At 76.4% G+C, this 12937-nt stretch carries 14 protein-coding genes; 9 read left to right on the top strand and 5 right to left on the bottom strand.

The window, feature by feature from the left end:
* Nucleotides 1-274 precede the first annotated feature (274 nt).
* Entirely contained in the window at nt 275-802 is a 528-nt protein-coding gene (locus tag KSE_RS18075) for a SigE family RNA polymerase sigma factor (protein ID WP_051055872.1), read from the top strand.
* A complete protein-coding gene (locus KSE_RS18070) occupies nt 795-1946 on the top strand; it encodes a hypothetical protein (protein WP_014136772.1) in 1152 nt (383 codons plus the stop codon). The genes KSE_RS18075 and KSE_RS18070 overlap by 8 nt, the downstream gene beginning before the upstream one ends.
* 30 nt (nt 1947-1976) lie before the next feature.
* On the opposite strand, the gene KSE_RS18065 is transcribed toward KSE_RS18070, so the two are convergent.
* Nucleotides 1977-2735 carry an SDR family oxidoreductase gene (locus KSE_RS18065; RefSeq protein ID WP_014136771.1) on the bottom strand — a complete coding sequence of 253 codons (759 nt, stop codon included), beginning with the start codon at nt 2733-2735 and terminating at the stop codon, nt 1977-1979.
* 140 nt (nt 2736-2875) lie between these two features.
* Between KSE_RS18065 and KSE_RS18060 the strand changes: the two genes are divergently transcribed.
* A complete protein-coding gene (locus tag KSE_RS18060; RefSeq protein ID WP_014136770.1) occupies nt 2876-3694 on the top strand; it encodes a helix-turn-helix transcriptional regulator in 819 nt (272 codons plus the stop codon).
* A gap of 24 nt (nt 3695-3718) precedes the next feature.
* Here the strand turns inward: KSE_RS18060 and KSE_RS38565 are convergent, their stop codons facing one another.
* Nucleotides 3719-4291, bottom strand: coding sequence for a DUF6197 family protein (locus tag KSE_RS38565; protein ID WP_014136769.1), 573 nt, complete (start codon nt 4289-4291; stop codon nt 3719-3721).
* Between the two features lie 152 nt (nt 4292-4443).
* Between KSE_RS38565 and KSE_RS18050 the strand changes: the two genes are divergently transcribed.
* Nucleotides 4444-6267, top strand: a complete 1824-nt coding sequence (locus KSE_RS18050; RefSeq protein WP_014136768.1) for a S9 family peptidase — start codon at nt 4444-4446, stop codon at nt 6265-6267.
* Nucleotides 6268-6308: 41 nt separating this feature from the next.
* Nucleotides 6309-7106, top strand: coding sequence for a hypothetical protein (locus KSE_RS18045; protein ID WP_014136767.1), 798 nt, complete (start codon nt 6309-6311; stop codon nt 7104-7106).
* Nucleotides 7107-7114: 8 nt separating this feature from the next.
* Here the strand turns inward: KSE_RS18045 and KSE_RS18040 are convergent, their stop codons facing one another.
* Nucleotides 7115-7921 (bottom strand): SURF1 family protein, encoded by an 807-nt coding sequence (locus KSE_RS18040; protein WP_014136766.1) that lies wholly within the window; start codon nt 7919-7921, stop codon nt 7115-7117.
* Between the two features lie 84 nt (nt 7922-8005).
* Between KSE_RS18040 and KSE_RS18035 the strand changes: the two genes are divergently transcribed.
* From KSE_RS18035 to KSE_RS18025, 3 genes are all read left to right on the top strand, one after another.
* Nucleotides 8006-8581, top strand: a complete 576-nt coding sequence (locus KSE_RS18035; protein WP_014136765.1) for a helix-turn-helix domain-containing protein — start codon at nt 8006-8008, stop codon at nt 8579-8581.
* Nucleotides 8578-9108, top strand: coding sequence for a GNAT family N-acetyltransferase (locus KSE_RS18030; RefSeq protein WP_014136764.1), 531 nt, complete (start codon nt 8578-8580; stop codon nt 9106-9108). Before KSE_RS18035 ends, KSE_RS18030 begins: the two co-directional genes overlap by 4 nt.
* Nucleotides 9109-9169: 61 nt before the next feature.
* On the top strand, nt 9170-10099 hold the full coding sequence (locus tag KSE_RS18025) for a GlxA family transcriptional regulator (RefSeq protein WP_014136763.1): 930 nt from the start codon (nt 9170-9172) through the stop codon (nt 10097-10099).
* A 47-nt stretch (nt 10100-10146) separates the two neighbouring features.
* Here the strand turns inward: KSE_RS18025 and KSE_RS18020 are convergent, their stop codons facing one another.
* Both KSE_RS18020 and KSE_RS18015 read right to left on the bottom strand, forming a co-directional pair.
* Complete coding sequence (locus KSE_RS18020; RefSeq protein WP_014136762.1) at nt 10147-11334, bottom strand: L,D-transpeptidase; 1188 nt, start codon at nt 11332-11334, stop codon at nt 10147-10149.
* 218 nt (nt 11335-11552) lie between these two features.
* Nucleotides 11553-11924, bottom strand: coding sequence for a YybH family protein (locus KSE_RS18015; protein WP_014136761.1), 372 nt, complete (start codon nt 11922-11924; stop codon nt 11553-11555).
* 97 nt (nt 11925-12021) lie between these two features.
* Between KSE_RS18015 and KSE_RS18010 the strand changes: the two genes are divergently transcribed.
* Nucleotides 12022-12903, top strand: coding sequence for a LysR substrate-binding domain-containing protein (locus KSE_RS18010; protein ID WP_014136760.1), 882 nt, complete (start codon nt 12022-12024; stop codon nt 12901-12903).
* Nucleotides 12904-12937: the final 34 nt, after the last annotated feature.

Raw genomic sequence — 12937 nt, 5'->3', positions numbered from 1 at the left:
GACGGCCACCCGGATCCGCCCCGGATACCCACACCGCAACGGTTGTGTGCGGGAGGGGTGAAGCGGACCCGGCCCGTCCGCCGGGTCTGCCAGAATCCCCCTTCGGAGCCAGTGCGCTCGGGAGGGGGATTTCCTCTTCGCGGAACTGCGGAACGAAGTCCCCGGCGGGGGGCAACCAGGACAGGGGATCGGGTGTCCAACCAGCGTGATCAACGTGACGGGGGCGGCGGTGGCGGTCTCCCTGCCCGGGGCGGCCCGGCGGGGCGGTAGTCGGATGGGCTTTGCTGCGGCGGCAGCGGACGCGACCGGGGCCAGCGTCGACCAGCTCACCGACACCTACCGGGCCCACTACCGATCCCTCCTGCGGCTCGCCGCACTGCTGCTGGACGACCTCTCCTCCTGCGAGGACGTGGTGCAGGAGGCGTTCATCCGGGTGCACGCCGCCCGGCGCCGCGTCCGCGACCCCGAGAAGACGCTCGCCTACCTCCGGCAGACCGTGGTCAACCTCTCCCGGTCGACGCTGCGCCGCCGCCTGCTCGGTCTGCGCCTGCTGCCCAAGCCCATGCCTGACATGGCCAGTGCAGAAGAGGGGGCTTACGATGCGCTGGAGCGCGACGAACTGAAGGCCGCGCTACGGGGGTTGCAACGCCGTCAGCGGGAGGTTCTGGTGCTGCGCTACTACGCCGACCTGACGGAGGCCCAGGTCGCCGAGGTGCTCGGCATCTCCATCGGCTCGGTGAAGGCGTACGGGTCGCGCGGACTCGCCGCCCTGCGGGTGCGGATGGAGCACGGGGATGACTGAGGGCGAACCCGGCCGCGACGGCGGCGGACCGGCGGGCGGCCAGGCCGGCGGCCCCGGCAGCCCCGGCGGCACGCTGACCGAGGACCTGCTGCGCGCCCGGCTGCACCGCGCCGTCGCCGCCGTCGAACCCGAACCCGGCGCGCTGCCCCGGCTGCGCGCCGCCGTGCCGCGCCGTCGCGCCGTGCGCCGGCGGGCGCTGGGCGGGGCCGTGGTGCTGGCCGCCGCGGCCGCCGTGCTGCCGGTGGTGAACGCCACCCGGCCGTTCGACCTGTCCGGCGACCCGGCGGGCGGCCAGGCCGCGCCCAGCGCGCCGAGCAGCCCGGCGAAGGCGCCCGGCGGCCATAGCGGGCACCCGCACGCCAGCGTCGAGCCGCTGCCCAGCGGAACGGCCGACCACGGCCCGGAGACCTCCGCCAGCCCGTCCGCCAGCGGCAGCCCCGGCGTCCCGCCCGCCGCCACCCCGTCCTGCCTCGGCGCCGACCTCGGCCGCTCCGGTGTCCAGCAGGCCGTCGCCGACCCGGTCAGCGGCAAGGTCTACGGCTGGTTCCGGCTGGCCAACACCGCCGCCCACCCGTGCCGCCTCACCGGCCCCGGCGCGTTCGCGCTCGGCACCGGGGCCGGCGGCGTCCAGGTGCTCGCGCACACCGCCGGCGACCCGGCCGACTCGCTGCCCGACCCGGCGGGACTCCCCGCCGACGTGCTGCTCGGCGCGGGCGGCTCGTACCTGGTCCGGTTCGCCTGGGTGCCCGCGCGCTGCCCGACCGCCTCCGAGTCGCCCAGTGCCGGGACCGGCAGCGGCGCCGGCGGCCAGCAACCGCCCAGCGCCGCGCCCAGCGGCGCCGCGGTCCCGGCCGCGCTGCCCGCCGCCGACACCGCCCCGTCCGGCCCGCCCGGCCCGACCCTGGCCGCCGTCGCGGCCGACCCCACCCCCAGCCCCACCGCCAGCGCCGGTCCCGCCGTCGGCACCGGCAGCTCCGCGGCCGCCGCCTTCACCCTCGCCTACACCTCCGACCCGGCTGCCACCGGCGCCCCGCTCGCCACCACCCTCCCCGCCGGCTGCGGCGGCACCGTCTACTGGACCGGCCCCGAGCCGGCCCCCGCCCCGTCGGCCCCGGCCCAGCCCGCGCCGAGCCCGACCCCCTGACGCCCCGCCAACCGTGGGCCGGGCGGGAGTTCAGGCCTGCCGGGTCGGCAGCACCACCAGCTGGCGCAGGTTGACGTGCCGGGGGCGGCTGGTCGCGTAGCCGACCAGGTCGGCGATGTCGGCGGCGGCGAGCGGGCCGATGGCGTCGAACATCGCGCCGAGCTGGCCGTCCGGGCCGAGGGCGGGGTTGTCGATGTGGGTGCCGAGTTCGGTGGCGGTGAGGCCGGGTTCGATGTTGGTGACCCGGACGTCGCGCGGGCCGTACTCGCTGCGCAGGGCGGCCGACAGCTGGGTCAGCGCGGCCTTGGTGGCGCCGTAGACCGCGTAGTCGGGGAAGACGACGTCCGCGCCGATCGAGGAGATGTCGACCAGGTCGGCGGTGGCGCCGTCGGCCGCGGCGGCGACCAGGTCCGGGCCGAAGGCGCGGATCATCCGCAGGGCGCCGGTCAGGTTGGTGTCGATCATGCGGGTCCACTCGTCGATCCGGCCGTCGTCGACCGGGTTCGGCAGCATCACGCCGGCCGCGTTGACCAGCAGGTCGATCCGGCCGAACGCCTGGTGGACGGTCTGCCGGGCGGCGTCGACGGAGCTCTGGTCGGTGAGGTCGGCGGGTACCGCGAGCGCGCGCGGCCCGAGTTCGGCGGCGAGCGCGGTGAGCCGGTCGGCCCGGCGGGCGAGCAGCGCGACCCGGGCGCCGTCCGCGGCGAGCTGCCGGGCGGTGGCCTCGCCGATGCCGCTGGCGGCGCCGGTGACGACGGCGGTGCGGCCGTTCAGTGCGGGGTAGCCCATGGGGATCGTTCTCCTCGGTCGTTCCTCGGTCACTCGCTGACGGGGACGAGTCTGTTCGTCCGCGCGGGGGTTACCCAGGGCCGGGGTTTTCCTGGGTCCGCGAGGACCACCCTCGCGCGGGCCGACGTATCGTCGGGGGCATGAGCGAACTGGGGGAGTTCCTGCGGCAGCGCCGCGCCCGGATCCAGCCGTCCGACGTGGGCCTGCCCGCCGGCGCGGGGCGCCGGCGCCGGGTGCCGGGGCTGCGGCGGGAGGAGGTGGCGCTGCTGGCGGGGGTGAGCGCCGACTACTACGTGCGGCTGGAGCAGGGCCGGGGCGACGGCGTCTCGGCCGAGGTGCTGGACGCGGTGGCCCGGGTGCTGCGGCTGGACGCGGTCGAGCGCGGCCACCTGCACGACCTGGCGCACCCGCCGCGCGGCGCGTCCCGGCGCGGGACGGGCCGGGTCGGCCCGGGGCTGCGGCTGGTGCTGGACGCGCTGGCGACGCCCGCGTTCGTGCTGGGCCGCTGCATGGACGTCCCGGCCTGGAACGCCCCGGCCGACGCGGTGATCGGGTTCTCCGAACTGCCGCCCGGGGAGCGGAACATGGCCCGGCACGCGTTCCTGACCGAGCGCGGGGCCCGGCTGTACCCGGAGTTCGAGCGGGTCGCCACCGAGACGGTCGCCCACCTGCGGCTGGACGCGGCCCGGCACCCGGACGATCCGGCGCTGGCCGCGCTGGTGGCCGAACTGGCCGCCGGGAGCCCGCTGTTCGCCGAGCTGTGGGCCCGGCACGGGGTCCGGGAGAAGGCGTCCGGGCGCAAGCTGCTGCGGCACCCGCGGGCGGGGGAGCTGGACTTCGGCTACGAGACGCTCGCCCCGCCCGGCGAGCCGGGCCTGCTGCTGGTGGTCTACACGGTCGAGCCGGGTTCGCCGACTGCCGGGCGGCTGGCCTCGCTCACGGCGGCCGTGGCCGGCTGAGGGGCGCCCGGGGCGCCGGGCCCTTCAGATCCCCAGGAAGTGCGCCCGGGCCCGGGCCCGTTCCAGCAGCGCGTGCACCTCGGACTGGCGGCGTCCCGGCCGGTCGTTCCACACGTCGGGGGAGGGGACGGCGCGGCCGGTGGCGTGCAGCACCTCCATCACCTGGGCGCGGGCCCGGCGCACGGTGTAGGCGGTGCCGTAGCCGTGCGCGAGGACGGCGGCCTGGGCGCCGAGCAGGCAGACCCGGCCGCGGGCGTCCCAGAGCGCGCCCTGGGTCCAGCCGGCCTCGGCGAGGTAGCGGGAGGTCAGCCGCAGGTGTCCGGCGACGGTGACCTCCGCGGGGCGGGCCGGGCGGCGGGCCAGCAGGTCGAGCAGGGTGCGGCGGGGCAGCGGGTGGCCGTGGTTCCAGGGCTGCCGGACACTGCCGTGCGGGCTGGTCAGCGGAACGGCGACCGGCGCGGGGAGCCCGGCCAGGTACTGCTCGATCTCCTCGACCAGGCCCAGCGCCTGGGCGAGCTCGCGCGGGTCGAGCCGGTCGAGCCCGTGGAGTCGATCAAGCCGGTCGGGCCGGTCGAACGGGGGCGCGGGGACGGTCACGGGAGCACTCCTCCGGTCATTATGTCCGTATTTGTTACGGTACCGTTGATAGCCCGTCAGCGGCCGCACCGCACCAGCTCCGTGTCCGCACCGATCCGGCGGCCGCCCCCGTCCCGTTCCGATCACCCCCCGGCATCGGGTTGGATGAGGGCATGAACGAGCAGACGAACGCCGTTCCGGCGTGGGAGCAGCGGTTCCGGGCGGCGCGGGTGTCCCTGCCGGACTGGGCTGACGAGGCCCCGGACCGGGCGCTGTACGTGTCCAACGCGACCGGCACCTACGAGGTGTACGCGTGGGACCGCTCCACCGACGGGCACCGCCGGGCCACCGACCGCCCCAACGGCACCACCGACGCCGAACTCGCCCCGGACGGCGAGTGGATCTGGTGGTTCGACGACACCGACGGCGACGAGTTCGGGGTCTGGCGCCGCCAGCCCTTCGCCGGCGGCCCCGACGAGGAGGCCGTCCCCGGCGTGCCCGCCGCGTACTCGGCGGGCCTGGCCCTGGGCCGCGACGGCACCGTGGTGGTCGGCACCTCCACCGACGACGAGGGCACCACCCTCTACCTGCGCCGCCCGGGCGCGGCCGAACCCGAGGTGGTCTACCGGCACGCCGAGTACGGCGGCGTCGGCGACCTCTCGTACGACGGCACCCTGCTGGCCGTCGACCACACCGAGCACGGCGACGCGATGCACTCGGCGATCCGGGTGCTGCGGCTGCCCGAGGGCGCCACCGTGGCCGAGCTCGACGAGGTCACCGGCCGGGACGAGCCGCGCGGCGTCGCCTGCCTGGGCTTCGCGCCCGCCCCCGGCGACACCCGGCTGCTGGTCGCCCACCAGCGCAGCGGCCGCTGGGAGCCGATGCTCTGGGACGTCGCGGCCGGCACCGAGACCGAGCTGCGGCTGCGCGACGAGCAGGGCCGCCCGTTCCCCGGCGACCTGTCCGCGCAGTGGCGGCCGGACGCCCGCTCGCTGCTGATCGAGCACGAGTACGAGGCCCGCTCCGAGCTGTTCTCGTACGACCTCGCGGCCGGCGAGCTGACCCGGCTGGACACCCCGCGCGGCACCGTCTCGGGGGCCACCGCCCGCCCGGACGGCACGGTCGAGTTCCTCTGGTCCTCGGCCGCCGAGCCGTCCGCGGTGCGCTCCACCTCCGGCGCGGTGGTGCTGCGGGCGCCCGGCGCCGTCCCGCCCGGCTCGGTGCCGGTCGAGGACGTCTGGGTGGACGGCCCCGGCGGCCGGGTGCACGCCCTGGTGCAGCGCCCGACCGGCGACGGGCCGTACCCGACGGTGTTCGAGGTGCACGGCGGCCCGACCCACCACGACAGCGACTCCTTCGCGGCCGGGCCCGCCGCCTGGCTCGACCACGGCTTCGCGGTCGTCCGGGTCAACTACCGCGGCTCCACCGGCTACGGCCAGGCGTGGACGGACGCCCTCACCGAGCGCGTCGGCCTGATCGAGCTGGAGGACATCGGCGCGGTCCGCGACTGGGCGGTCGCCTCCGGCCTCGCCGACCCGGACCGGCTGGTCCTCTCCGGCGGCTCCTGGGGCGGCTACCTGACCCTGCTCGGCCTCGGCACCCAGCCCGACAGCTGGACGCTGGGCCTGGCCGCCGTCCCGGTCGCCGACTACCTCACCGCGTACGCCGACGAGATGGAGGCGCTCAAGTCGCTGGACCGGACGCTGTTCGGCGGCACGCCCGAGGAGGTCCCGGAGCGCTGGCACGCCTCCTCGCCGCTGACCCACGTCGAGCAGGTCAAGGCCCCGGTCTACATCAGCGCCGGCGTCAACGACCCGCGCTGCCCGATCCGCCAGATCGACAACTACGTCCGGCGGCTGGAGGAGCTCGGCAAGGTCCACGAGGTGTACCGCTACGATGCCGGGCACGGTTCGCTGGTCGTCGACGAGCGGATCAAGCAGCTCCGGCTGGAGATCGACTTCGTCCGGCGGCACCTGGCGCCGGGCACCGTCCGATGAGCGGGTGAACCCCGCCGCGGACCGCTGAGGGGGAACAACTGATGGGTCGACGCGCCGCGCTGGCCGCCGTCGCGGTCGGCGCCCTGCTGCTGACCGCGGCAGGCTGCTCCTCCTCGGACGACGGCGGCGACCACGCCTGCGTGTCGGCGGCGGGCGTACCCGCCGCCGACACCGGGCTGCTCCTCGGCGGCGGTAGTGGCGGCAGTGGCAGTGTGGTGCAGGCCAAGAGCGGTGATCGCACCTCCAAGGGCGGCTCCGGCGGCAGCCGGACCTCGAAGGGCTCCGGCAGCACTGGCGGCTCCGGAAGCTCGGGCGGTTCGGGCGGTTCCAGCAGCTCGGGCGGCTCCGGAGGATCCAGCGACTCCGGCAGTACCGGCAGTACCGGCAGTACCGGCAGCTCGGGCGGTACCGGCAGTACCAGTAGCTCGGGCAGCTCGGGCAGCAAGACGTCCGGCAGCTCGGGCGGCTCGGGCAGTTCCGGCAGCTCGGGCGGCTCGGGCAGTTCCGGTAGCAAGACGTCCGGCACCACGCACTACAGCGGGGGCGGCAAGGTGGTGCACCACTACCACCACCGCACCTCGGGCTCGACCCGCGACGACGACTACGTCGACGACTGCGGCAACCCGTCGCCCGCGCCGGGCTTCCAGGGCATCGACTGCGTGAGCCCGAGCGCGCCGCCCGTGGCGATTCCGGTCACCGGCTCGCCCTCGGTCCGGCCGAGCGCGAGCGGCGCGACCGCCGCCGCCCCGCCGGTGCCGTGCGGCAGCGCGGGCGTGAGCCCGAGTCCGAGTCCAAGCGGCGCCGTGCAGGCCCGGACCTCGCCCACGCCGTCCCGCTGACCGGGCGGTCAGTCGAGGACGGGCTCCGGCTCCGGTGCCAGGTCGGGGTCGAGTCCGAGGGCCCGGTCCTGGGCGGCCTCCGCCTCGCGGCGGACCAGCCGGAACCACATGAACACCACGAACCCGGCGAAGACGAACCACTCCAGGGTGTAGCCCAGGTTCTGGAACGCCCGCAGGCTCAGCCCGTCGCCGCCCTGCGGCTGCACGGTCGGCACCGCGGTCAGGCCGGCGGGCACCTCGTCGGCGGCCACCCAGCCGTCGTACACGGGGTACGGCAGCACGTTCACCAGCGTCGCGGGGCTGATCGTGCCGAGCTGTCCGGCGGGCAGGCCGCCCGCCACCGCGCCGCCGCTGCCGCTGTTCTCGGGGGCCTGGAGCCGGCCGGTGAGGCTGACCTGTCCGGTCGGCGCGTCCGGCGCGCGGCCGGGGTCGCCCGCCGCCCAGCCGCGCACCACGGCGACCGCCCGGCCGCCGTCGGTGATCAGCGGGGTCAGCACGTAGTAGCCGGGCCGGTTGTCCACGGTGCGTCCGGGGACGAGCAGTTGGTGCGCGCCGTCGTACGCGCCGGTGAGCCGGACCGTCCGGCCGACGGTGTCGGTGCCGACCTTCGCCGCGCCGTCCGGCAGCACCGCCGCGAGCGGCTGCGCCTCGGCCTGGGCGGAGGCGGCGGCGGTCTTGCCGTTCTCCTGGTGGGTCGAGACCCGGGACTCGAAGCGGTCCAGCTGCCAGGTGCCCAGCATCAGGCAGACCACGATCGCCGCCACCGCGACGACCGTGCCGACGAGCCACCGCGGGCTGAGCAGGAACCGGTACACCCCACCACGGTAACCATTCCCGACATTCGGGATGCGCCCGGGGCCGTTCCCACGCCGTCCCGGTTCCGGGATATCGTCCCGGATATGGGAAACGACGAAACCCCGGGCGCGGAGGACCGCCGGCTGGCCGCCCGGCTCGCCGCGCTGCGCGCCGAACACGGCTGGCCGCTGGACGAGCTCGCCCGCCGCAGCGGCGTCAGCCGCTCCACGCTCTCCCGGCTGGAGCGCGCCGAGCTCAGCCCGACGGCCGCCCAGCTCGGCCGGCTCTGCACCGCGTACGGCCGCACCGTCTCCCGGCTGCTGGCCGAGGTCGAGGCCGAGCCGCCCGGGCTGCTGCGCGCCGCCGAGCAGCCGCGCTGGCACGACCCGGCGACCGGGTTCGCCCGCCGCTCGGTCTCGCCGCCGCACCCGGGGCTGCGCGCCGAACTCGTCGAGGGCACCCTCCCGCCCGGTGCCCGGATCGCCTACCAGGCCCCGCCCGTCCCCGGCCTGGAACAGCACCTGTGGGTGCTGGAGGGCGAGTTGGAGCTGGAGCTGGACGGCGCCGCGCACCGCCTCGCCGCCGGCGACTGCCTCCGCTACCGCCTGCACGGCGCCTCCGGGTTCCACTGCCCGGGCCCCGACCCCGTCCGCTACCTGATCGCGCTGGTGCTGCCGTGAACCCGACCACCCGACCCGCCGTCGTCCGCCCGGCCGTCCCCGGAGACCTGGACGGCCTCGCCGAGCTGCTGCTGGACGCGGTGGCCGACGGCGCCTCGGTCGGCTTCCTGGCCGGCACCGGCCGGGCCGAGGCGGTCGCCTGGTGGGCGTCGCTGGCGCCGTCGGTCGAGGCCGGCACCCGGCTGCTGTGGGTGGCCGAGGACGGTGCCGGGCGGCTGCTGGGCACCGTCTCGCTGGTCCGCGAGGAGAAGCCGAACGGCCGCCACCGCGCCGAGGTCGCCAAGCTGCTGGTGCACCGCGCCGCCCGCGGCGCGGGCCTCGGCCGCCGCCTGCTGCGGCACGCCGAGGACGCCGCCCGGGCCGCCGGCGTCACGCTGCTGCTGCTCGACACCCAGACCGGCAGCGCCGCCGAGCACCTCTACCGCTCGGCCGGCTGGACGCCGTTCGGCACCGTCCCGGGCCACGCCGCCACCCCGGACGGCGTGCTCGCCGACACCACCTACTACTACCGGCGGCTGGACGGCTGATGGCAGGAAAGGAGGGATACGTGTCCTTGCTGCCACCGGGCCGGTCCGCCAGCCTGGGAGCATGCCGACCCGCAGTGTGCTGATCGTCCTGTTCGACGGGGTGCAGAGCCTCGACGTCACCGGGCCGCTGGAGGTGTTCCACGGCGGCGGCTACACCGTCACCACCGCCTCGCCGGGCGGCCGTCCGGTGCGCAGCAGCAGCGGCCTGACCCTGCTGCCCGACGCCGACCTCGACCTCGCCGGCCCCGCGCACACCCTGATCGTGCCGGGCGGCACGGGCAGCCGCGGCGCGGTCGCGTCCGAGCTGTCGGCCCGGATCGCCGCCCTCGCGGCCGGCGCCGAGCGGGTCGTCGCGGTCTGCACCGGCACCTTCCTGCTCGCCGAGGCCGGCCTGCTGGCGGGCCGCCGGGTCACCACGCACTGGCGGCACTGCGCGACGCTGGCCGCCCGGCACCCCGAGCTGACCGTCGACCCGGAGCCGATCTACGTCCGGGACGGCCGGATCTTCTCCTCGGCGGGCGTCACCGCTGGCATCGACCTGGCGCTGCATCTGGTCGAGGAGGACCAGGGGCGCGAGGTCGCGCTGGCGATCGCCCGCAACCTGGTGGTGTTCCTGCGCCGCCCCGGCGGCCAGGCCCAGTTCTCCGCCCAGCTGTCCGCGCAGCTCGCCGAGCGCGACTCGGTGCGCGAGGTGCAGCGCTGGATCACCGAGCACCCGGAGGAGGACCTGTCGGTGGAGGCGCTGGCCCGTCGGGTCTCGCTCTCGCCCCGCCAGTTCGCCCGGGTCTTCACCTCGGACGTCGGCGTCACCCCCGGCCGCTACGTGGCCGGGGCCCGGCTGGAGGCGGCCCGCCGCCGGCTGGAGGACAGCCGGGACGGCATCGAGCAGGTCGCCCGCTCCTGCGGGTACGGCTCGGCCGAGGCGATGCGCCGGGCCTTCGCCCGCAGCCTGGCCACCACCCCGGCCGACTACCGCCGCCGCACCCGCTGAGACGGGTCCGCCGCACCCGCTGAGGCGGGTCCGCGCTCAAGCCCCCGTCACCACTGCGACCAGGGGGTGTTCCAGCCGCTCAGGCCGTTGGCCGGGTCGAGCGGCTCCTTCTTGACCGAGTTCCGGATGATCACCACGTCGCCGACCTTCGAGGCGTTGTAGACCTGCCCGGCCGGCGAGTTGTCGTCGCCCTCGGGAGTGTCGGGGAGGCCGACGCAGCCGTGGCTGATGTTGGCCCGCCCGGCGACGCCGCGGGCCTGCGGGTTGCCGTGCAGGTAGGTGCCGGAGCTGGTCAGCCGCATCGCGTGCGGCTCCAGTGCCTCGTAGCCGGGGCCGTTGAGGTTGGTCTGGCCCTCGGAGGTCATCTTCTCCATCCGGCTCTTGGCCGAGATGACCATGGTGCCGTTCCAGGACGGGTTCAGGTCGGTGCCGGCGACGATCGGGACGGTCTGGTCGGGCTTGCCGTCCTCCTTGACCACCATCTGGTGGGTGCGGGCGTCGACCTCGCTGATCCGGGAGCGGGCGATGGTGAAGTGCTCGTCGCGCTCGGTCGCGCCGTACACGCCGGGCGCCAGCTCGACGCTCCTGGTGCGCAGGTGGACCCGCACGGTGGTGCCGGGCTTCCAGTACTCGGCGGGGCGCAGGTCGAGCCGGGTGTCGCCGTCGAACCAGTGGCCCCTGACCTCGGTGCCGTCCGAGGTCTCGACCACGATGGCGCGCTCGACGGCCTCCTTGTTCCTGACCTTCAGGCCGCCGAAGTCCACCGAGACGATCATGCCGACGCCGAAGTCCCGGCCGGTCACCACGTTGTCCTCGACCTTGACGGTCCGCTTCGGGACGAGGGTGCTGAAGGTGCTGCCGGCGGTGGTGGCCACGCCGTCGGCGTCGGCGGCCTCGGCGTCCACCCGGTACGTCGTGCCGACCGCGAGGCCGCCCGCGGCCGGGGTCCAGCTGAGCCGGTCGGCGGCGATGGTGCCCTCCACCGGCTTGCCGTCCGGGCCGGTGACGGTGACGCCGGTCAGCCGCCCGGTGGCCGCCGAGACCTTCACCGCGCCGGGCGCCACGTCCTTCGCGCCGTCCCCGGGCTCGATCGAGAGCACGGCGGCCGAGGCCCGCGCCGCCGGGGCGGCGCCCTCCCCGCCCGGCCGCTGCGGCTGGGCGCGGTCCCCGCCGCCGCCCGCACCGCACGCGGCCAGCAGCAGCGTCCCGCCCAGCGCCGCGCCCACCATCGACATCCGTCGCACGACGGCCGCCCCCTCTGTACTCGATCTTCCGAAAGGGGTACACGCACCGAGGCCCGCCCGGGTTTCGCCCCGGGGCCCGCGGAAGTGTCACGGTTCCGCACGGGCCCGCCCGGCTTCGCCGAGGCCGGCCGCGGTCCGTTCCGGCCGGTCGAGTTCGGCCCGGCCGGACGGTGGGACGCCGGGGTCGAGGCGGCTCCGGCCCCGGCGTTTCAGCCGGCGCCGCCCGGGCGTTGGAACTCCGGCTGGTCCAGCAGCCGCAGCCAGCTGCCGTCCGGCTGCTGCCGCACCACCTGGGCGCGGGCTCCGCTGCCGTCCTTCGGCGGGGTGGCGGTCAGCGCGATGCCGTCGGCGGCCAGGGTGGGCAGCGGCGGCTCGGGGGCGAACTGCGGCCGGTGCTCCAGCACCCGGGCCCACAGCTCCTGGATCGCGGCCCGTCCGACCGTGAACTGCCCCGGCGGGTAGGCCATCACCGCGTGCTCCTCGTACAGCGCGGCGACGCCGGCGGCGTCGCCCGCGTTGGAGCGCTCCACGAACAGCCGGGTCAGGTCCTCGGGCCGCATCGCCTTCTCGTACTCGCTCACCGCTGCCTCCTCGTCGTGCCGTGCCGTGCCTCCAGCCTCCTCCTCTCCCTCCCAGAAATCCAACAGCTGGATCTGCTCCGAACTAGAATCAGGAGTCATGGAGCTGAGGCAGCTGGAGTACTTCGTCGCGGTCGCCGAGGAGCGCGGCTTCACCCGCGCCGCCGAGCGGGTGCACATCAGCCAGTCCGGGGTGAGCGCCCAGATCCGGCAGCTGGAACGGGAGTTGGGCGCCGAGCTGTTCGACCGCTCGGCCCGCGCGGTGACCCTCACGGTCGCCGGGAAGGCCGCCCTGGAGCATGCCAGGCAGGCGCTGGCCGCCGCCCGCGCGGTCGGGCAGGCGGTCGGCGAGGTCACCGACCTGGTGCGCGGCAGCCTGCGCCTGGGCATGGTCGCCGGCTGCACCCTGACCCCGCTGTTCGACGGGCTGGCGGCCTTCCACCGGGCCCACCCGGGCGTCGAACTCACCCTGCTGGAGGACGACTCCGAGCACCTCACCGAGGCCGTCCGGACCGGCGCCCTCGACCTCGCGCTGATCGGCCGCCCGGCCCCCGCCCCCGAAGGGCTGGACGCGCACGTAGTGGTCAGCGAACCCGTGGTCGCCGCCGTCCCGCCCGGCCACCCGCTGCTGGACGTCCCGGCCCCGGCGCTCGCCGACCTGCTCGCCCACCCGCTGGTCTGCATGCCGCGCGGCACCGGCCTGCGCGCCGTCCTGGACCGCGACTGCGCCGCCCACGGCCTCACCCCGCGGATCGCCCTGGAGGCCGGCGCCGCCTCCGCGCTCGCCGACCTGGCCGCCCGCGGCCTCGGCGTCGCCGTGCTCAGCCGCTCGATGGCCGGGTCCTTCCCGGCGCTCACCGCCGTCCCGGTCGCCGGCCTGACCACCCCGGCCCTGCTCGCCCTGGTCAACCGCCCGTCCCCGCCCCCGGCCCTGCGCGCCCTGCTCGCGGCCCTGCGCCGGTCCTTCCGGCTCGGGGAGTGACGAGGGGCCGCCGGCGGCACCGGCGGCCCCTCCC

The sequence above is a fragment of the Kitasatospora setae KM-6054 genome, from assembly GCF_000269985.1.
Classification (GTDB): domain Bacteria; phylum Actinomycetota; class Actinomycetes; order Streptomycetales; family Streptomycetaceae; genus Kitasatospora; species Kitasatospora setae.
Note: the sequence above shows the minus strand (reverse complement) of the source record. Positions and strands in the feature narration are given on the sequence as shown.